This is a genomic window from Bacteroides sp. 214 (genome assembly GCF_010501015.1).
Lineage (GTDB): Bacteria > Bacteroidota > Bacteroidia > Bacteroidales > Bacteroidaceae > Bacteroides.
On the sequence record NZ_QVML01000001.1, the window covers coordinates 373,778 to 395,475 of the forward strand.

Consider the following 21,698-nt stretch of genomic DNA (forward strand, 5'->3'; position numbering starts at 1 on the left):
ATTCAATCATTTGTTTTTTACCTTTGTAAAGAGCATATTGCTTTGAAATAGTAAAAGTTTTTATCATATAAGCTTGTCATAGCATGAATCAACGTTCGCCGATTTACTTGTTGCTATTCATTTGGATTACAACACTTTTCTCGTGTGTAGGAACTGCACCTACCCGCGAAGTGCGTTTTATTGATTCATTAAACTATCGGGCATATATGCTTCGCTACAAAGATCTGGATTCTTCATATCAGTTGGCAAAATTAGCTTATGAAGAAACGTCTCTTTACAAACAAGGTAAAGCTGAGGCGTGTAACAATCTAGGTTTTTATGCTTTTATGCGTATGGATTTCGATGAAGCAGAACGTTGCTATCGCGAAGTTTATAGTTTAACACAGAACGAATTAGAACTGCTTATAGCCGATGTGGGGATGATGAAGATATATCAACGTACCTCCATGAATAAGGAGTTTTATGACTATCGCAATAATGCCCTTCGGCGGATACGCAGATTGGATGAAGAACGTAACCTTTTTGTAGGTCAGCGCGAAAAAACAAGGTTAAATTTTGCTTACACTGAGTTCTCTATCGTTTCCGCAATCTATTATTATTACCTCCAACAGATGAATGAAGCGATTATTTCTATTAATGAAATAAAACCTGAAGTTGAATTTGAAAATGATACAAGTCAATTATTATATTACCACTACATAAAAGGTTCTGCGTCGTTAACCAATGAAGAGAGGTGGGAACGAAAACAATTGAATGATTTTGATGAGCTATACCTTACATGGCGGTTGGCTTCGCGATATGGATATACCTATTTTGAAGGAAATAGTTTGCAGGGTTTAGCCAACCTAATGGTATCACCAGATAATTTTGAATTCTTCTTGAATCGCCGTTCGTATCTCATTGCACAGTTTGGGCTTCCTGTTGATACTATGTTTCCTTTTCGGCTGGCACGTATGGCGTTGGAGAAATTCAAGGAGTATAACGATATCTATCAGATAGCAGGAGCCTATGTATCAATAGCGCGCTATCTTAATGAACATAGTAATTATGCCGAGGCGTTGGACTCTCTAAACAGAGCGTTAGATTGTGTGAACGAACATCACCGTATGTTCTATTCAGGCGAAAATAAAACAGATGATGTATTGTATACGTATGTGGAACGTGATACAGCTTATGCTGAAATAGGCTGGATAACCGGTATGCGGCAGGGCGGTGAGCATGTAAAAGTAAAGACTGTACCTGAATGGATTTCGCGTATTCGCGAACAACTCAGCGTATCTTACGCAGGAATGGGTATGAAAAAGGAATCCGATTACAACCGCAATATTTACCTCGATATCTTAAAATACACACGGCAAGATAAAGAATTGGAAAGTCGATATTCTGTCCTTGAAAAAGAATCAAAACAATTGAACTGGCTGTTATTACTTATCCTTGTACTTATTTGTATTTTAATTGTGTTATTCTGGTTCTTCAATGGACGAGCAAAGAAGCGAAATCAAAACCATCTGAAACACTTGCGGCTTACATTAGATATTTGTCAAAAGATTACTGCTTCTGTTCCATCGGATGTAGAGGAAGAAGAAGATATTATCGCAGCCATAAAAGAAGCGATTCTGCCTGACATGAGGGTGTTGACTGGTGTGCTTGATATGGGTATTCGGTTGGATAATGATTTGGATGAAAGCAAATCAATTGTGGCGAAGAGTAGTAAACAGATAAGAACAGCTTTTCCACTCTTTGTACCCGACAAGGAACAACCTATAGGTGTGTTGGAGCTCTTTACTCTTCGTCCTATTTCCAAAGAAGAAAGAACGTTAATACAGGTTATCAGTCCCTATATTGCTTGGACGCTCGATAATGGAATGACATTCATATCACTTGGCGACGAACAAGAAAAATTAAAGAAACAACGATATGTCTTTGAACAACATATTGCAAAGAATAAGCGAGAGAACTTAATTAAAAAATCGTGTTTAGCAATAGTAAACGGTATTGTGCCTTATATAGACCGTATTCTAAATGAGGTATACAAACTCAAAGAGAAGAGTTTTGCAAAAAATGAAGTTGTGAGGCGTGAGAAATTTCAATATATTAATGAATTGGTAACAACCATCAATGAGTATAATGACATTCTTGCCCTTTGGATAAAAATGAAACAGGGAAGCCTAAGCCTGAATATCGAGAACTTTGAATTGAACGAGCTTTTCTCCTTGGTAGCCAAAGGGCGCAAAACTTTCGAAATGAAAAAGCAAACCTTTGATGTTGAACCTACTTCTGTGATTACTAAAGCCGATAAAGCATTGACTCTCTTTATGATAAATACATTAACAGAGAATGCTCGTAAGTACACTGCCGAAGGAGGAACTGTTCGTGTCTATGCCAAATCCACAGATGCATATGTGGAAATCTCCGTAGAAGATAATGGACGGGGATTATCTGATGCAGATATGGCGATGATTAAAGGCGAGAAGGTGTATGATTCGCGGGTAATTGGTATGAACGAGGCAGCAGCTGAAGAACTAAAGCGTATCAAAGGAAGTGGTTTCGGGTTGATGAATTGCAAAGGAATTATCGAGAAATATCGTAAAACGAACACCTTGTTCAATGTCTGTGTGTTTGATGTGGAAAGCTCGTTGGGTAAGGGAAGTCGCTTTTTCTTTCGTTTGCCATTGGGTATAAAGAAAATATTAGGGGTATTGCTCTGTTTGTTACTGCCTTTCGGACTAACTTCCTGTCATAAGCAAGTAGCAAAGCAGGCAAGTATCACTACTGATTCGGTTAAAACTGCAAATCTGTTAAAGTACGCTTACCTGCTCGATGAAGCATCTGCTTATGCTGATACTGCTTACTACTGTAATGTTACTGAAGAGTATGAGCTTGCTCTAGAGTATATTGACTCTGCCATGACACAACTTAATCGGCATTATAATGTATTTGGTGCTGAACCCAAAGTTTTTATGGAACTGATTAGCGACAGTTCTCCTGCCGAATTAACCTGGTGGGAGAATTTCTTTGATTCAGATTATTCTATTATTCTGCAAATACGCAACGAGGCGGCAGTTGCTTTCCTGGCACTGAGAGAATGGGACGACTATTCCTATAACAATAAAGCATATACTGCACTCTATAAACTTAGTGCCGAAGATCAATCTTTAGAGGCTTATTGTCGCGAATTTGAACGTTCTACTACCAACAAGGCCGTGGGCGTGTTGCTTTGTGTTTTGTTGTTCCTTTCTTCGCTGATAGTTTATTATATCGTGTTTGTTCGCAAACGAATTGTAAACCGTTGGAATTTGGAACAGGTGTTGGACATAAATAAAACGATGTTCTCCTCTTCGTTGTTGCGCTCGGAAGAGTCGGTGGAGGTATTGCAGAAAGAGGAAAATGTTTTGAGAGAAATTCCGCAAAACATTGTGAATGAAGCTTTTGAGCCAATAAATGAACTGGTGCCAATAAAACGATTGGGATTAGCTGTTTATAATGAAGATAGGGAACAACTGGAGTTTGCTTCGTATCCGCAATTGAATATGCTGCCCGATATAATCGGCAGGAGCTTTGTTGAACAGAGTTACTTAACGGATAAAATGACTCAGGCATTTCCATTAAATGTGGAGGTCGGCGATAAGCAACAATGCGTTGGGGTGCTTTACTTGGAACGACAAGAGGGTGCAGAACAAGAGTCAGAACTACTATTACTGGGTTTGATTACGCGTTATGTGAGTATTGTTATCTTTAATGCGGTAGTAAAATTGGCTATGCGATACAGAGATATTGAATCGGCTTACGAAGATGCGCATCGTGCTTCGCGCGAAGATAGTATGTTACACGTGCAAAACTTAGTGTTAGATAATTGCTTGTCTACTATTAAGCATGAAACAGTTTATTATCCCAATAAAATTAAGCAAATCATCGGTAGGTTGTTAGATGCTACGCGTACAACAAAAGAAGAGGAAGACGATGTAGACGCTATCAGCGAATTGATAGAGTATTACAAAGGTATATTTACCATTCTTAGTTCTAATGCATCCCGACAGTTAGAGGAGGTTACTTTTCGTCGAATAACGATTCCGGTTGCGGAATTGCTGAGGTATGCAGAGCGCTATTTCAAGAAGTTAACCAAAGGAAAGGAAGGAGTAGTTTCTTTAACGCTGCATTGCCCCGAGGAAAAGCCACTTGTGTTGGGTGACCTTAATTTACTTTATTTCTTGTTGGAAAATTTACTAGAGGAAGCTCTTTCAACTAACTTGCCGGGTGAGTTAATACTACAAGCGCAAGTAACTAATGATGGTTTTGTACGCTTCCTCTTTACAGATAACCGCAGAACGAAATCAACAGAGGAACTCAATCAGCTCTTCTATCCTAATCTTGAACGCATGACATCAGGCGAGCGGGGTGAATTGAAAGGAACCGAATATTTGGTTTGTAAACAGATTATTCGTGATCACGACGAATATGCAGGAAGGAGAGGTTGTCGCATTAATGCCGAACCGGCAGCTATGGGAGTTGGCTTTAGTATTTACTTCACATTGCCCGAACGTAAAAAATAATAAAATGACAATATGGAAAAGTTTAAAGTAATCATTGTAGAAGACGTTAAGTTAGAACTGAAAGGTACCGAAGAAATCTTTCGCCATGAAATACCCAATGCCGAAGTGATTGGTACAGCCATGACCGAGAAAGAATTTTGGGACTTAATGGAAGTACAAGTTCCCGATATGGTGTTGTTGGATTTGGGGCTGGGAGGTTCTACTACCATTGGCGTGGAGATATGCCGCAACATTTTTAAGCAGTATAAAAACGTACGTGTCCTTATTTTCACGGGCGAGATTCTGAATGAAAAGCTTTGGGTAGATGTGTTGAATGCGGGAGCCGATGGCATTATTCTCAAAACTGGCGAGCTGCTAACGAAGACCGATGTTCAAGCTGTTATGGACGGTAAGAAACTGGTTTTCAATTATCCTATTTTAGAAAAGATAGTAGACCGCTTTAAGAAGTCTGTCGAAAATGATTCAAGACGTCAAGAAGCCATCATTGGTTATGATATTGACGAATATGACGAACGATTCCTACGTCATTTAGCGTTGGGCTATACAAAAGAAATGATTGCTAACTTGAAAGGAATGCCTTTTGGCGTAAAATCATTGGAGAAACGACAGAATGACCTAACCAACCGGCTCTTTCCACAAGGAGATAGAGTAGGGGTAAACGCTACTCGTCTGGTAGTTCGTGCATTGGAGTTGCGTGTCATTGATATAGATAATTTAGAACCGGATGAGGAGTAAATGGCGGATATTACATCCTGCCACTATGTTTTTGTTACTTACGTTGGCAGTAGTTTTTCTTTCGTGGATATTCGATATTTACGGATTAAATGTGATACATCCGCAGACAGGCGAAAACATACACGTGCAAAGCTTGCTGAGTGAAGAAGGTGTTCGATGGGTGTTGCGTAATGTTATAACTAATTTTACCGGATATGCTCCTTTAGGGATGGTGATTATAGCTATGTTTGGTATAGGTGTGGCTGAACACTCTGGCTTTATTAATGCCTGTATACGTAGTCGTAGAATGGGCAAACAGGATACAAACAAGGTAATACTATTAGTTATTGTAGCAGGCGTATTGTCTAATTTGGTAGGCGATGCGGGCTATATTATTTTGTTGCCACTTGCTGCGGCTTTATTCTATACAGTTGGTTTACATCCTATTGCTGGTATTATTGTGGCATATGTTTCGGTTGCATGCGGATATAGCGCTAACCTGATAGTATCGACCATCGATCCTTTGTTGGCAAATACAACACAAGCTGCTGCTGTTTCTACTATATATGCCAATAGCAGTACAGGACCACTTTCCAACTACTACTTCATGGTTGCTTCCTCCTTTTTAATAACGGCAGTTATTTATTTTGTAACAAAGAAAAATCTTATTCCATCCTTGGGGCGTTACGAAGGCGATACACATGTGGAGAGTTATACTCCGCTATTTCGTCGCGAGAAGAAAGCGTTGACATTAGCGCTTATCATAGGTGCAGCTTATTTTCTTATTATATTGTGGCTTACTTTCTCCTCGTGGGGAGTGCTTCGTGGAGTAACAGGTGGACTAGTTCGCTCTCCATTTATAACCGGTATCCTTTTTATTATTTCCTTTGGCATTGGGCTTATGGGAATGTTTTATGGTTTTGCTTCGGGACGCTATCGCTCCGACTCGGAAGTAGTAGATGGATTGGTACATCCCATGCGGCTGTTGGGTATTTATCTGGTTATAGCTTTCTTTGCTTCGCAGATGTTTGCCTTCTTGGAGTATTCAAATTTAGATAAATGTGTTGCGGTGCTGGGTGCAAATATGCTCTCTTCATTACAAATTCATAGTTTGTGGATATTGGTGTTGTTTATCTTATTTGTTGCTTTTATCAATCTCTTTATGGCTTCGGCTATGACGAAGTGGAGCTTTATGGCATTTATCTTTATACCTGTTTTTGCTGAAATGGGTATCTCGCCGGATTTTACACAATGTGCTTATCGAATAGGAGATAGCGCGACTAACGCCATAACTCCATTCCTTTTTTATATGCCGCTGGTGCTAACTTTTATGCAAGAATATGATAAACGCTCCTCGTACGTTTCCTTGTTGAAGTATACGTGGAGGTATTCACTACTTGTTTTGGTTTCATGGATTCTACTCTTTGTCGCTTGGTATTTATTGAATATACCTTTAGGATTATAGTTTGTGAGTATAGGTTGACTGAAAAAAAACAAGAATCTTTTTTGATTTATCGCAAAAAGACTTACCTTTGCAGCCGAAATAAAGGACGGTCGGGTAGCTCAGTTGGATAGAGCAACAGCCTTCTAAGCTGTGGGTCTTGGGTTCGAATCCCAACCTGATCACTTTAAAAAGAACCGCAAGTACAGTGTTATCTGTAGCTTGCGGTTTTTTTGTCTTTTCAAGTACAAAGACTTGACGCTTCAAGTTTGAAGACTTGACGCGTCAAGTATAAAGAGTACACGCGTCAAGTTTATAGACTTGACACACCCCCTCTCAGAAGCTTTGTGAGCAGGGTTTGAAATGGCTGATTTTCTGACTGAGTTTTGCTTCAATTCTGACTGAGTTTTTAAATTTTCTGACTGAGTTTTGAGGTAAAACTCAGTCAGAAAATTTTAGAAGTTGACTTACATCAATTTAAACCTTAATCGCAATCTTCCATCGGTATAGTCTGTTGTTGTTATTTTAAATGTGCCGATTTCAGACGTGTTGGATACATGCTGCCCGATACAGGCACAGGTGTCGTAATCGCCCACTTTAACAATACGAAGAGTTTCGCTCACATCGGTGGGGAGTTTGCTTAAGTCAACACCTTCGGGTATGTTATCGCGTGTAACTAACATCTCGTTTACTGGCAAATGTTGTGCGATAATCTCATTAACCTTCTTTTCTATAGCAGCGATGATTTCGGTTGTTGGCTCTTGATTGATAAAGTAATCGCACTTACTTTTTTTACGTTCGATATGACTGTTTTTGGATCGTTCGCAAGAAAACATACGTACCATGGTTTGGTTAAGAATATGTTCTGCGGTATGCATAGGTGGGTATTCCTCTTTGTTGTGCTCGTTGAGTGTTGCTTGATTCATGTTACTTTCTGTTATTTAAGTTTTCTTCAAATGCTCTTAACTTATTTTTTTCTCCTGCCAGCAATAAAATATCATCTTTTTGAAACACAAAATGTCCGGTAAGGATTGTAATGGTTTCTTCTCCGCGCTCAACGCTGATAATCATACATTCTGTATTCTTTGGCAGATTTAGCTGTGCGATTGTTTTTCCGACAATAGGAGACTCTTCTTCTACAATATATTGAGACAGCTCAACATGATGTTCGGGTATTTGTTCTTCGCAACTTGCTTTCTTTGATTTTCGTTCTTCAATGCTTTTAATCAATCGTTGAATATTATCGTCAGAGCCGGCAATAACAATTCTATCGTATGGATAAAGCTTTTCATGAGCATCGGGGATATTTATTTTTCTGTTTCCACGAAGAATGGTAACAACGCTAACACCCGTTTTTTGCCGGAAGTTTAGTTCATGCAAACTTTTGCCTATTTTGGGAGAGTTAGGGGTTATCTCTATTTCTTCTATGTGTATTTCTTTGGATAATAAGTGTTTCTTCATACTGGAAGGTATAGCTGCTTTGTTCTCTTCCAACGTTTGCTTTAAGTTGAGATTACTTAAAAAACGAGCTTCCATTTTGCGCGATTGTTTCTTGAATCCTTGAGATAGAATGATGAAAATAATCACTACAAAGCCAATTAGAGACATCCAAATGGTTAGGTTGGAGAAAAGTGGAGTTAATACCATTAATATAAGAATCATACAAAGAAAAACCCTGGAAGCTATTAATAATATAAGAATCCCCCGATTGAAATAGTTATTGCCCCAAAGGTTCTTGAACTCTTCCGAACGATTCTTTTTCATCAGTATAGCGCGTAGGAAAGGTGCCATCAGGGAGATAGTAAGAGTAGCTGATATGATTCTTCCAACTCTTCCGGGTATATATTCTATAATATAAGGTGTAGTAAAGCGTTCGCACAACAGCAAAACAGCAATAGCGAGTGCCGAATATATTGCGACTAGCTGAAGAATACTTTTAAGTAGTTTGTTCCAATCGTTTTGTGTGTTTACAGTTTTGTATTTGGAGGCAGTATATCCGGTAATTAAAGTATTCCACCTTGATGGAATTCTTTTTTCTATGAATGCGTATAGTGGAGTTGCCAGCCGGATGCAATAAGGCGTAGTAAATGTGGTAATGATAGATACTGAAACTATAATAGGGTAGAGGGTGTTGCTTATTACCCCCAAACTTGTTCCCAAAGTAGCTATGATAAAGGAGAATTCCCCAATTTGCGCAAGACTAAATCCTGCTTGCAACGACACTTTCAGACCTTCGCCTGAAGCCAGAACACCTAATGTGGCAAAAATAACGCGACCGATTAATACCACTACTACCAACACGGCAATTGTAACAGAATGTTCCCTTACAATATCGGGTGCAAGCATCATACCTACAGAAACAAAAAAAACTGCTCCAAAGAAGTTTTTCAATGGTTCCACTAATCGCTCAATGTGTTTAACCGCAACTGTTTCGGCAAGAATAGAGCCCATGATAAATGCTCCTAATGCTGCCGAGAATCCTACATGGGAAGCAAAAAGAACCATGCCGAAACAAAAGCCCATGGCAATGATTAGTAATGTTTCATCGTTGAGGAATCTTTTTATAGCTTTTAGCATTGTAGGGATTAAATAGATACCAACTACAAACCAAATAAGAATAAAAAAAACTAACCTAAACAGGCTGCCCAATAAAGCAGTTCCTTCTATTTCATTGCTTACTGCCAACGTGGATAGCAAGACCATCATTAATATAGCAGCTAAATCTTCTACAATAAGCATCCCAAAAACAATTCCTGCAAATCGCTGTTTCTGGAGTCCCATGTCATTGAATGCCTTAATGATAATAGTTGTGGAGGACATCGAAAGCATTCCTCCCAAAAAGATACTATCCATTTGTGACCACCCAAAAGCCTTTCCTACAAAATATCCGATAATAATCATGGAACCTAGATTGACGAGAGTGGCAATAGTAGCTGTTCCACCTACTGCCATAAGCCGCTTAAAGCTAAACTCTAATCCTAGTGCAAAGAGTAGAAAGATAACACCGATTTCTGCCCAAACCTCTACGTTGCCCATATCAGTAACAGTAGGAAGCCATGTGACGTGTGGTCCGGCAATAAAACCAGCCAATATATAGCCAAGAACTACAGGTTGCTTTAACCATTTAAATACAATGGTGGCAATGCCTGCTGTGATGAGTATAATTGCTAAATCGGTAATAAATTCGTGTAAATGAGCCATCGAATTCTTGGTGTTATGTGGAGTGGAGCCGATAGCCGGACTCGAACCGGCGACCTACACGTTACGAATGTGTTGCTCTACCAACTGAGCTATATCGGCAATTTTCGTACGCAAAATTAAAAAGATTATTTCAAAGTTAAGAATGAATTGTTTTTCTTTTTCTTTGGACTGTATCGTTTTTTTCCTTTTTATGTGCTTTTTATGTGCTGTTTTTTATAAAGAATTATATTACCTTTGCCGATAATTTATATTTTAATTAAATAATAACACTATGCGTAAAGCTATCACATGTTTATTATTATTGTTTGCAATATCAACAAGTATGTTGGCGCAACGAATGACGGAAGAACAAATTAAAGCCGCGATTGCAAGTCAGTCTACAGGAGTCGTTAATGAAGATCAAATTAAAGCTACGATTGCAAACCAGTCAACAGGAGTTGCTGAGCAACAAAGGACCCGCAATGTGCCCGATTTGGCAAAAGATGATAGCATAAAAAATAATCAACCAAAGATTAAAAGTGAAATATTCGGGAAAGATTTATTTGCGAACAATAACCTTTCTTTTGAGCCAAGTACTAATATGGCAACGCCTGCAAACTACAGGTTAGGTCCAGGGGATGAAGTTATAGTGGATATTTGGGGAAATTCCGAAACAACTATCCGACAAACCATCTCTCCTGAAGGTAGCATACAAATTAATAAGATAGGACCTGTTTATTTAAGCGGAATGACTGTGCAAGAAGCAGAAGTATATATGCAGCGTGTGCTCTCCAAAATTTATGAGACGATAGGTGATGAGACTTCGCAAATTAGATTGACGCTTGGTCAAAACAGGACAATTCAAATAATAATGATGGGTGAAGTTTCTACTCCCGGTACTTATGCATTATCTTCATTCTCAACCGTATTTCATGCTTTATATAGAGCTGGTGGAATTAATTCTATTGGCGGTATGCGCTCAATACAACTTATAAGAAATGGAAAAAAGATTGCAGATATTGATGTGTATGACTATGTCATGGATGGCAAAGTAGGCGAAGATATTCGTCTAATGGAAGGTGATGTTATCATGGTACTTCCATATAATTCACTGGTCAGGATACAAGGTAAAGTAAAACGTCCGATGACTTATGAAATGAAAGAGGGGGAGACTGCTGCAAAAATACTAGAGTTTGCCGGTGGCTTTGTTGGCGATGCTTATAAACAAAATATACGCCTGATGAGACAAAGTGAAAAGGAAAAACAAGTTTTCACTATAGAGGAAATGGATTATTCGCTCTTTCCGTTACAGGATGGAGATACTATCGATGTAGGTACTATTCTTGATCGGTATGAAAATAAAATAGAAGTTATTGGGGCTGTCTATCGTGAAGGTACGTATCAATTAAGTGGAAATATAAATTCCGTTAAGCAATTGATTCAAAAGGCGGATGGCTTACGTGGAGATGCTTTTATGGAACGTGCACAGCTTCAACGTGAGAAAGATGACCTCAGTTTGGAACTAATATCAATTGATTTAAGAGGAATTATTAACGGAGCAGTTCCTGACATCCCTTTACAACGCAATGATGTTTTATCTATCTCAAGCATTCATGATTTGAAGGAGAGCCCAATGCTTAAGATACATGGACTAGTAGCAAATCCAGGAACATATACGTATGCTGAAAAAATGTCTGTAAAGGATTTGATACTTAAGTCGGGTGGGTTGCTTGAGGCTGCTTCCGTTGTTCGTATTGATATTGCAAGAAGAATTAAAAATCCGGAAAGTGAAGAAACTACAAACTTGATAGGGAAGACTTATTCGTTTGATATGAAGGATGGTTATATCATAGGTGGTTCAGATAAATTTATATTAGAACCTTTTGATGAAGTATATGTTCGCCGTAGTCCTGCATATCAAGAACAACGAAATGTTACAGTAACAGGTGAAGTCGTTTTTGGTGGTGTGTATGCCTTAAATAAGAAAAACGAACGTCTAAGTGACTTAGTAGATAAAGCGGGTGGAATTACTCCTGATGCATTTGTAAATGGTGCCCGGTTAATGAGGCAAAAGAACGAGGAAGAGTTGCGACGAAGCAATGATGCTTTGAGTCTGGCTGCTAGAGAAGAACCGGAAGATTCTGTTTCGATTGTTGAAGTGGCAAAAAGCGAACCAACTTATTCTGTTGGAATTAATCTTCAAAAAGCATTAGATAATCCGGGTTCTGACTTCGACTTGGTATTGAGGGAAGGGGATGAGCTTATTATTCCAGAATATATTAATACGGTCAGAATAAATGGAGCGGTAATGCATCCAAATACAGTCCTATACAAAGAAGGAGAAAGTTTTAAGTATTATCTTGACCAGGTAGGAGGATATACCAGTCGTGCTAAAAAAAGAAGAGCTTACGTGGTGTATATGAATGGTACTGTAGCCCGTCTGAAGGGAAATACAGCTAATAAAATAACTCCGGGTTGCGAGATTATTATTCCAAATAAAGGCGAAACTAAAAAAATGACGGTAACTGAGACAATAAGTGTCGCTACTTCGCTTGTTTCGTTGGTTGCAATAGTTATTGCTCTACTTAGAAAGTAATTAATTATGAGTGAGAATAAGGATGTAATAAAGACTCAGTCTGTACAATCAGAGGAGCAAGAAATTGACTTGATGGAATTAGTACGGAAAGTATGGGATGGTCGTGTCTTAATATTAAAATGGTGTGGCGTCGCTGCATTCATAGGATTAATTGTAGCCTTTAGTATTCCTCGTGAGTATGAAACTACAGTCACTTTAGCCCCTGAAAACAGAGGAGGTGCATCTGGTGGAAGCATGGGAGCTTTAGCTGCCATGGCTGGTTTAACAACGGGAGCAACGAGTGGAAGAGATGCCTTATCGCCCGCTCTATACCCAGATATAGTAAGCTCGACGCCCTTCTTAATAGAGTTGTTCGAAGTGCCGGTTGTAGATAAAAAGGGAGAAGTACAAACTACTCTTTGTGATTATCTGCAAAATCACCAACGCTCTCCATGGTGGAGCGGTATTGCATCTGCTCCTTTTAAAATTCTTGGTTGGGGATTGTCTTTGTTCAAGAGCAAGGGAGAGGAGGCTGTTGAAAGCGAGATTGACCCCTTTAGGTTAACACATAAAGAAGCTGGTATTGCTAGTCAGATTGCTAGCCGTATAAAGGTAACTGTTGATAATAAGAGTGGTGTAACCTCGTTATCTGTGACGATGCAAGACCCTTTAATCTCAGCTACAATAGCTGATGTAGTTATGAGTCGATTGCAAATGCATATTACAAATTATCGTACTACTAAAGCGCGTCATGATTTTGAGTTTGCGGATAAATTATTTACTGAAGCAAAAGCGAATTATATGATTGCGATGGAACGTTATGCTGTTTATGTAGACAAAAATACGAATATAGTACTCGAAAGTTCGAAAGTGGATAGAACACGTTTGTTGAATGAAATGAATTTAGCATATTCTCTGTATATGCAGCTGTCTCAACAACTTGAGGTAGCTCGCGCCAAAGTGCAAGAAATAACCCCTGTTTATACAGTTGTTCAACCGGCCTCTGTTCCGTTATCTCCAGTTAAACCACGTAAAGCAATGATTTTGATTGGATTTGTGTTTTTAGCAGGTGTTGCTGCTGTGGGATGGATATTGTTTGTTAAAGACTTTATCGCGGAGTGGAAGAAACCTAAGACTGCTTGAGGTTAGTTCTGCCCCTTCTTTGGTCCTTTCTGTCTTCCACCTTTGCGGAAACTGCTATTGCCAGGTCTTCTCTTTTTTTCGCTGCGTTTGAACTCTCCTTTTGATTGACTTTTGGGGTTGTATGCAGGTGCTTCGCCAAGTTCAATAGGTACAGGTATTTTATAGATATCCTTTTCAAGGAAATCTTCAATCTGCTTGAAGTCACGTTGCTCTTTTTCGCTAACAAACGTAAGCGCTACACCGTCGTTGTTAGCACGTGCTGTTCTGCCAATGCGGTGTACATAATCTTCGCTGTCGTGGGGTACATCAAAATTAATAACTAGTCGTATATCATCAATATCGATACCACGTGCTACTATGTCGGTGGCTACCAGTACATTTACCTTTCCCGTTTTGAATTCGTGCATAATTTGTTCACGCTGTATTTGCTCCAAATCCGAGTGCATTTCACCTACGTTGAGTTTCATCATTTTCAGTGACTTGGTGACTTCTTTCACTTTAAGTTTAGATGAAGCGAAGATAATTACCTTTTCGGGAGGCTCTTGCGCAAAGAGCACACGAATAATACCCAGTTTTTGGTATTCTGTGCAAACGTATGCGGCCTGTATAATTTTCTCAGCAGGTTTAGATACAGCTATTTTAACTTCTACAGGGTCATGGAGTATGTTTTTTGCCATTTGCTGTATCTTTGTAGGCATCGTAGCCGAAAACATAATTGTCTGACGTTCTTTAGGCAGCAATTTTGCAATTTGCATAATATCATCATAAAAACCCATATCAAGCATACGGTCTGCTTCATCAAGAATAAAGAAAGAAACTTTTGAAAGATCTACATACCCTAGATTGATGTGTGAGAGTAGACGCCCGGGAGTAGCGATAACCACGTCTGCACCCAATACAAGTCCTCTCTTTTGTTGTTCAAATAAGATACCGTCATTGCCTCCATATATGGCTACGCTTGAGGTAGGCATAAAGTATGAGAAACCTTCCATTTGCTGGTCAATCTGCTGTGCTAACTCGCGGGTGGGCGACATGATGATACAGTTGATAGCATCTTCGGGATAGTTCCCACTATTCAATTTGTTGATTACTGGGAGTAGAAAAGCAGCAGTCTTACCGGTTCCGGTTTGAGCCACAGCAATTAGGTCTTTTCCTTCAAGAATGATAGGTATGGATTTCTCTTGTATAGGGGTGCACTCGTCAAAGCGCATAGCTTCTAGTGCTTCCAGTATAGTCTCAGATAAGTTTAATTCAGTAAACTTCATGGGTTAATCTTTATTTATGATTATAATTTTCCTCGTTCCTCAAGATATGAGTCTTTGAAGCCAAGAAAGTAAAGAACACCATCAATCCCAATGGTATTTATGGATTGTTTTGCATTGGCAACAACCTTTGGTTTTGCATGATATGCAATGCCTAGTCCGGCTATGCCGAGCATCGGAAGGTCATTAGCACCATCGCCTACAGCAATTGTTTGTGCAATATCAACTTTTTCTACTTGCGCAATCAATCGCAAGAGTTCGGCTTTACGCTTTCCGTCAACCACATCGCCGAGGTAATTCCCGGTTAGTTTGCCATCAATAATTTCAAGTTCATTGGCATAGACATAATCAATGCCGTATTTATCTTGTAGGTAGCGTCCAAAGTATGTGAAACCGCCCGAAAGAATCGCAATTTTGTAACCGTATCGTTTAAGAACATACATCAGTCGGTCTACTCCTTCGGTAATAGGTAGATTCTCAGCTATTTCTTTCATAACCGATTCATCGAGTCCTTTAAGCAGCGCCACACGTTCGCGGAAACTTTCGGTAAAATCAATCTCGCCTCGCATGGCGCGTTCGGTAATTTCTTTCACCTGTTTGCCTACTCCGGCTTTCATTGCCAGTTCATCAATAACCTCTGTTTCAATTAGTGTGGAGTCCATGTCAAAACAGATTAAGCGACGCATGCGGCGATACATATTATCCAGTTGCATAGAAAAGTCCATTTCCAATTCCTTAGATAATTTCATCAATTTTGCTTGCATGACAGCTCCATCTTTAGGGGTTCCACGTACGGATAACTCAATACATGCTCGTACGTTCGCTTTCTGCTCATCTAATGGAATACGGCCGGTAAGACGTTTGATGGCATCGATATTCATACCTTGTTCTGCCAAAATTCGGGTTACGGCCGATATTTGCATAGCAGAAAGTTTTCGTCCCAATAGCGTAAGAATGTATCTGTTCTTTCCTTGCATGCTTACCCACTCTTCGTATTCTTCGGTAGTAATGGGGTAAAATTGCACATTGATGTCCAGTGAGGAACCTTTGAACAACAACTCTTTCATCACCAGTCCCGAACTATTTTCTTCCGAACGAAACAAAATACCCAATGAGAGGGTGTTGTGAATGTCCGCCTGACCAATATCTAAAATGGTAGTATTGTATTTTGCTAGTATTTCTGTAATAGAAGCAGTAAGCCCGGGACGATCTATTCCCGTAATTCTAATTAAAATGAGTTCTGTTTTAATTTGCTCTTTCATGTCTCTTTTCTTAATAATGCAAAATTAGATAAAAATACGTGATATATGCTAAACAACATAAAAATAAGCAGCCGAAAGTGAGAAAAAAGCCTTTTTGTTTGGATAAAAGAAACTTTAGTGCTTAACTTTGCACCGGATTTCTGAAAAAAGACATTGAGAATCAGCGGATTCTCCTATTTTGATAGGTCTCAAATTAACGTCCGGGATGAAATCTCTGTAATAAAACAGTTCCGGATAGTATGAACCAAAACCGAATTACATGAAGCATGTAAAATGGATTTTTGCTGTAATATTAATTTGTTCTTTGACATCTTTCGTAGCGAAAGACAAGCCAACAGGAGGGTTGGGAGTCGGTCATATTGCGCCCGATTTTAAGATTGAAACCGCATCTGGTGTGGTATCACTTAAATCCATGAAAGGTCAATATGTGTTGATTAGCTTTTGGGCTAGTTATGACGCACAATCCCGTATGCAGAACGCTAGTTTAAATAATGCGTTGCCGGTTGGTAGTCAGCAGATCAGAATGGTTTCTGTATCGTTTGATACTTATCAGTCGATATTTGATGAAACTGTTCGCAAAGATCAGATAGAAACTTCAGATTGTTTCGTGGATACACGGGGCGAGAAGTCGGGTTTATTCAAGAAATATGCCTTGAACCGTGGTTTTACCAACTATCTGCTTGATGAGAATGGCGTGATTATAGCCAAAAACATCTCTGCTAAAGAATTAGTAAGCAACTATTGTTATCACGAATAACAAGAAGAATAAAAGGCGGAAGAGGACGATACAATCGTTTTCTTCCGCTTTTTGTATTTTAAAAACTAATAGAGAATAATGCCTCCATACTTACACCGCTCTTTTGTATCGGTTTTATCATTCGCATACCGGCCGAAATAGGATAATCGGACTGCAACGCACACAAATCAAATAACAAATCGGCACCATAAGAATTAAATGAATCCCACTTGCTGTTGCGTAATGCTTTGTTGAGCGATAGGTCGTAAAATAGATTTGCTCTGACTCGTTTAATGTATGCCAATGAACCTAAACTAAAATCTGGGTGTAAGAAACTAAAACCGTAATCACCTTTCAATTCAATTAATCGGCTGGTAGCATACTGGTAAGAGTATCCGCGAGCAAAGTCAATCAATTTTTTCGAAAGAAATATCTTACCCGGATTCTGATGTTGATATCCTATGCGGAGCATCAATGAGTTATTACTGAAAATACCTGGTAGGTAAGTCGTTAAGCGAGCTGCATATGATTTGCCATAGTTTGAATTGGCTATACTCTGAAGCATCATCAGGCGAAGTTGATAACCCCACTTCGGAAGGATATCCCGTTGAGCCATTCTGCGATAATTGTAGAATCTTACTTCGGGTAGTATATATTGATAATCGCTGAATTTGGTGGTTCCATACTCTTGAAAGCGATTGTTTGTATAATAATAGGTAACAGCCGGTTGTATGCCTCGTATATATTGGTCTTTATTTAATCTGAATGGTATATATACGCATGCTTCCGCATCAAGCCTTGCACGCCCCGACCAAGCTACTTGAGCTTTATCTTTTCCTTCTTGGTCTTTGCTCCAGATGAAATCGAAAGCTTTTCCACCATATTCCACATTTATATCAAAGACAGGATACAGTCCGGTATAGCTAAAAGCTAGCTTGCCATGATGCTCTCCATCTTCGTAGAACCATCCTAACTGTGTAATCGCCGTATTTAATGAATTCTGCGACAAGAACATTGCCCCCGGTTTTACAATCGTGCTGAAATCATCCATACTCAAGTTGATAATATCGCTGGCATCATAGTAAAATGGTGTCCAACTATGTATCTTAATAAGATTTAGCAACTTGTTGTATCGCTTGGTATGAAAATCAATATCTCTTAGCTGTACAGTATCCAGCTTGTATGTTTCTTGTTCGCTTATTGCTTCGGCAAGTTTTGGAACATGTGGATAGGTGAAACTCACTTTTTCTTTAGTTAGCTTATCAACCGGAGTTGCTGCTATTTTATATCCATTGGCTTGGTAATCAGCAAATAACAATTGGTCATTATCCGTAGAAAGGGTAGGGGTGAATGCGCCAAACCTTGCAGTGGTAACTTTGTGTGTTTCCTTTGTTTGTGGATCTAAACAATAGATGTTATTTGTACCATCAGCACCCGATTCGAACCACAACTTGTTATCATTCCATGTTATGGCACTAACATTTGCCCAAGTTGGACTTAGTAATTTACTCCATGTGCTTGTTTTCCGGTTAAGTTCCCAAATAGTTATTCCATTGTCTCCTATGGCACTGACAGCAAGTTTGTCTTCTCCCATGAACGCAATGTCCTTTGCAAAAGCATTTTCGGGTGTTGCAAAACGAGCCAACTCTATTCCGTCGCGAAGTGTTAGTATAACAATGTGGTTATTCCCTTGCTCGCTATACTCGGAGAGTGCGGCAAGTGTTCCGTCTTCACTAATAGCAGGTGCTTGGTAGCGTGTGCGTGAGGTTATGTTTTTGGTTTTTTGTGCATATAGGTTGTGACTTTTAAGAACAGAATAACTCTCGTGAGACCAACGCAATCCTGTCTCTATCTCTGTCCAGTAAATCATCCCATTGACGTAGATAATACGGCTGTTTATGTTGCCTACATGTGTTATGTTTTTCTCTTTTCCATTGGTAATAGCTACGATTGAGGCAATATCTTTCAAGCTGGTTTTTAGTGCAATGACGGTTTCGTTATTAATAGCTTGCGGATATTTGTATTCTACATAATCTTTTTTGTCCTCTGTGAGGTAGGTGTAAGTAAACCCTGAGTGGTAGAAAATGCTGTCTTGCTTTCGCCACTCTTCGTTGAGAAATTCAAATGTCTCCTTAAATAGTTTTTTGGTTGTGCTTCCTGTATGATGTTTAAAAGAACTGGAGAAAGGTGGTATGTTTAAGAAATGCTTTACATACCTACGGGTTACTTTATTCCAGAGGTCGGAGCCATATTTATGTCTTCCGTAGGCAACCATATCGTATCCCAAGGCATATTTAGTGCCGGTATAATCTTTGTATGATCCTAAAAACCATTTGTCGAATGAGTAGAAATCTTCCGCAGCCATTTGAGCGCGATAAATCATATTAAACTCGGGAAGTCTTCCGCGACCACTGAAGGATAATGCGGTTTCGGTAACTACGGCATCTCCTTCGAGGAACCATGTGGGGACAAAGAAGTTGGCAATTCCCGCTGTTTGCTCTCCAAAAAGATAGAACATCGGCGTGAAAACACCGTGCATGAGTTTGCGTGTTTGAAGAACGTGGCGTGATTCATGAATAGCCAGTTGTCTATCCCAGCTTTGTGCATACAAATCGGATGATGGGGTAGTAATAAGTTCCATTCTTCGAGGTGCCCAGGATACCATACCATTGGATTGCATATTGCCGGGATGTAATACCACAGGAAAGGGGGTTCTACGCGATTTACCAATCGATTTCTGTATTTCGGGGTAGGCTGTCTCCAGCAATTGTCCATAGCGATATGCCATTGAATCATTGCCATGCGGATAAATAATCTTGTAGTGTTCTGTTTTGGCAATATTCCATTTATAGCGGGCAGGGTCTGTACCATAATTCACAAACTGGGCATACAATTGCATTGTAGCACAAAGCAATAGAGCTATCGCTGAGATTCTTTTGGCTGAAAGCATATCTGTTTGTCTGTATAAAATTAGCTAATGGTAGCAAAAGTAAGGAATTGAAGCGGATTGACAAGAAAAATGGGGCGAAAGTCTAAAACTTCCGCCCCATTTTGAGTTATAATAATTTAATCTATTACTATTTGTTCCAAACAAGACCTTCAACAGGAGTATCCTCATACCAGCTCCCATGTGCAGCACACCCGCTTTTTACCCAGTCTTTGTATCTTGGATAAGCTGCGTCAATACGTTTATTTTCGAGACACCACTTGAAGTTAAAGTTGTCTGTGATTGGTATTGCCAAAGCACATGGGAATAGTTCATTTTTCTCCCAATATGTTTCCGAAGTAAAGGTATGATTCCCATTGCATAACATTGGTATGTATTTGTCTGCTTTATCTACTGCGAATTGTCTTACGATTGGTTCTACTGCATCGTCGTCAGCATATACATTCATGTAGCCATTCAAGTCGGTTAATAAGGTCTTACCATTGATGCCGAAGCTGTTACTAAACGCTGCACCTTTTGCCTTGATTTCGAGACGAACTGCACTTGGCAACCATGTTTCGTCAACTTGAGTTTCAGTTATTTTATATTTTACAACCAAGTCGTTAAAGTCATAGTCTCCTTCGTTTGGATAGTTGTCTTCGAATATCCAAAGACCTTCTTGCACAGTAGTTACAGGTGTAGGATTTGGAGCAGGAATGAAGTTCTCAGTACAGATGGGGTCTGCTTCAATTAAGCAAATCATATCGTTGAAGTCGCCATCCCAGCTACTTTCACTTGGCAAGCGGTTTTCCATACCCAGTGTGGCGTAGGTTGTTCCTTCGAATTCCCAGGTTCTGATTACACCACAAGTGTATTCATTATCTCTGTAGTTATAACGTAGCCCACTAATAGGGGAGCCGTTGTATGTTTGGTTAATATTTCCAGCGCTGTATCTACCTTCATAAGCTAATTTGTTATAGTACGGAGTACTAAATTTAGGATATGGTTGACCTTCGTGTGCTGCATTTCCAAGATATTTAAATCCAATTCTTGTTCCAGGCTTGAAAGAACCTAAGTAAACTCTATTACCAGTGTTTGTAGGAGGTGCTACATCGCTAAAAACCAAAGTCAGGTTATTATTAATTTCATCAAGAGTTTTATCGGGTACTCCAGCTTTGTTTACTCTATAAGTATAATACCACAGGGTGCCCGAAAAATTAGAACCACCATTGGTAACATAAGTAAGCCATACATTCGAGTCGGTGTATTCAATGATAGTAGTACTACCATCTTCATTAGAGATAATATCTTTAGTACCTTCGGCAGCAAATAGGTCACTACTCATTTTAATATCATCATTCCATACATTTACCACGCTTTCGGGGTAAAATTTGTTAATTGCAGTAATTAACGCGTCGCTAAGTTCAACTTGTGTAGCGCCAGGTATTTCTGGTCCTTCTGCACGAGTTAATGAGCCAACTGCATTTCTTCCTTTCAAAACAATATTACCTTTCTCGTGCAATGTAATATCTCCATTTACATACGAGTAGAGTTGTTTTAATGCTTTAGGAACAGTAATATCCAAACTAAATGGTGCATAAGCTACCATGATAGGATTGCCTGAATTTCCTTCGCCCGATGGGTCTGAAGTATAAATATAACAAGCGGTACCTGCTGGCAAATTGCTCGAGATGGTCACTTTTTCAGTTAGACTGAAATCCAACTCTTTCTTGTCTATCCCTTTGTAGGGATCATCATACAGATCTTTTTCGCTACAACTTGCAGCTACTAAGATAACGGCTAAAAAGAAAACAACCTTTTTCATAATTGACAGTTTTTGTTGTGATACATTTATAATTGTTTTAGTTGTAAATTGTAATATCCAAACTTGTTTACTTTACTCTGCAAA

Annotated in this window: 12 protein-coding genes and 2 tRNA genes; 7 read left to right on the top strand and 7 right to left on the bottom strand. The window is 39.2% G+C overall.

Translation table 11 applies throughout. The features are described 5' to 3' along the window. Nucleotides 1–83: 83 nt before the first annotated feature. The 4 genes from D0T50_RS01310 (at nucleotide 84) to D0T50_RS01325 (ending at nucleotide 6,890) form a co-directional block, all read left to right on the top strand. Entirely contained in the window at nucleotides 84–4,550 is a 4,467-nt protein-coding gene (locus D0T50_RS01310) for a DUF5113 domain-containing protein (protein ID WP_163221164.1), read from the top strand. 12 nt (nucleotides 4,551–4,562) lie between these two features. Next, nucleotides 4,563–5,285 carry a DUF5932 domain-containing protein gene (locus D0T50_RS01315; protein ID WP_163221166.1) on the top strand — a complete coding sequence of 241 codons (723 nt, stop codon included), beginning with the start codon at nucleotides 4,563–4,565 and terminating at the stop codon, nucleotides 5,283–5,285. Beyond that, complete coding sequence (locus D0T50_RS01320; RefSeq protein ID WP_163221168.1) at nucleotides 5,275–6,729, top strand: AbgT family transporter; 1,455 nt, start codon at nucleotides 5,275–5,277, stop codon at nucleotides 6,727–6,729. The genes D0T50_RS01315 and D0T50_RS01320 overlap by 11 nt, the downstream gene beginning before the upstream one ends. 87 nt (nucleotides 6,730–6,816) lie before the next feature. Further along, a tRNA-Arg gene (locus D0T50_RS01325) sits at nucleotides 6,817–6,890 on the top strand. Nucleotides 6,891–7,172: 282 nt separating this feature from the next. Here the strand turns inward: D0T50_RS01325 and D0T50_RS01330 are convergent. The 3 genes from D0T50_RS01330 to D0T50_RS01340 form a co-directional block, all read right to left on the bottom strand. Next, nucleotides 7,173–7,631 carry a hypothetical protein gene (locus D0T50_RS01330; RefSeq protein ID WP_163221170.1) on the bottom strand — a complete coding sequence of 153 codons (459 nt, stop codon included), beginning with the start codon at nucleotides 7,629–7,631 and terminating at the stop codon, nucleotides 7,173–7,175. A 1-nt stretch (nucleotide 7,632) separates the two neighbouring features. Continuing rightward, a complete protein-coding gene (locus tag D0T50_RS01335) occupies nucleotides 7,633–9,906 on the bottom strand; it encodes a cation:proton antiporter (RefSeq protein WP_163221172.1) in 2,274 nt (757 codons plus the stop codon). Nucleotides 9,907–9,929: 23 nt separating this feature from the next. Beyond that, a tRNA-Thr gene (locus D0T50_RS01340) sits at nucleotides 9,930–10,005 on the bottom strand. A 172-nt stretch (nucleotides 10,006–10,177) separates the two neighbouring features. Between D0T50_RS01340 and D0T50_RS01345 the strand changes: the two genes are divergently transcribed. Both D0T50_RS01345 and D0T50_RS01350 read left to right on the top strand, forming a co-directional pair. Then, on the top strand, nucleotides 10,178–12,481 hold the full coding sequence (locus tag D0T50_RS01345; RefSeq protein ID WP_163221174.1) for an SLBB domain-containing protein: 2,304 nt from the start codon (nucleotides 10,178–10,180) through the stop codon (nucleotides 12,479–12,481). A gap of 6 nt (nucleotides 12,482–12,487) precedes the next feature. After that, the gene (locus D0T50_RS01350) at nucleotides 12,488–13,603 is read left to right on the top strand and encodes a Wzz/FepE/Etk N-terminal domain-containing protein (protein ID WP_163221176.1); all 1,116 of its coding nucleotides are present in this window, start codon (nucleotides 12,488–12,490) and stop codon (nucleotides 13,601–13,603) included. 2 nt (nucleotides 13,604–13,605) lie between these two features. Here D0T50_RS01350 and D0T50_RS01355 read toward each other — a convergent pair whose 3' ends face one another. Both D0T50_RS01355 and serB read right to left on the bottom strand, forming a co-directional pair. Continuing rightward, a complete protein-coding gene (locus D0T50_RS01355; RefSeq protein WP_163221178.1) occupies nucleotides 13,606–14,868 on the bottom strand; it encodes a DEAD/DEAH box helicase in 1,263 nt (420 codons plus the stop codon). Between the two features lie 20 nt (nucleotides 14,869–14,888). Then, entirely contained in the window at nucleotides 14,889–16,127 is a 1,239-nt protein-coding gene (gene serB, locus D0T50_RS01360; RefSeq protein WP_163221180.1) for a phosphoserine phosphatase SerB, read from the bottom strand. Nucleotides 16,128–16,386: 259 nt separating this feature from the next. On the opposite strand from serB, the gene D0T50_RS01365 reads away from it, so the two are divergent. Then, nucleotides 16,387–16,884, top strand: coding sequence for a peroxiredoxin (locus D0T50_RS01365; RefSeq protein WP_163221182.1), 498 nt, complete (start codon nucleotides 16,387–16,389; stop codon nucleotides 16,882–16,884). A 58-nt stretch (nucleotides 16,885–16,942) separates the two neighbouring features. Here D0T50_RS01365 and D0T50_RS01370 read toward each other — a convergent pair whose 3' ends face one another. Beyond that, nucleotides 16,943–19,813 carry a hypothetical protein gene (locus tag D0T50_RS01370; protein ID WP_163221184.1) on the bottom strand — a complete coding sequence of 957 codons (2,871 nt, stop codon included), beginning with the start codon at nucleotides 19,811–19,813 and terminating at the stop codon, nucleotides 16,943–16,945. 127 nt (nucleotides 19,814–19,940) lie between these two features. Then, complete coding sequence (locus D0T50_RS01375; RefSeq protein ID WP_163221186.1) at nucleotides 19,941–21,614, bottom strand: LruC domain-containing protein; 1,674 nt, start codon at nucleotides 21,612–21,614, stop codon at nucleotides 19,941–19,943. Nucleotides 21,615–21,698 lie beyond the last annotated feature (84 nt).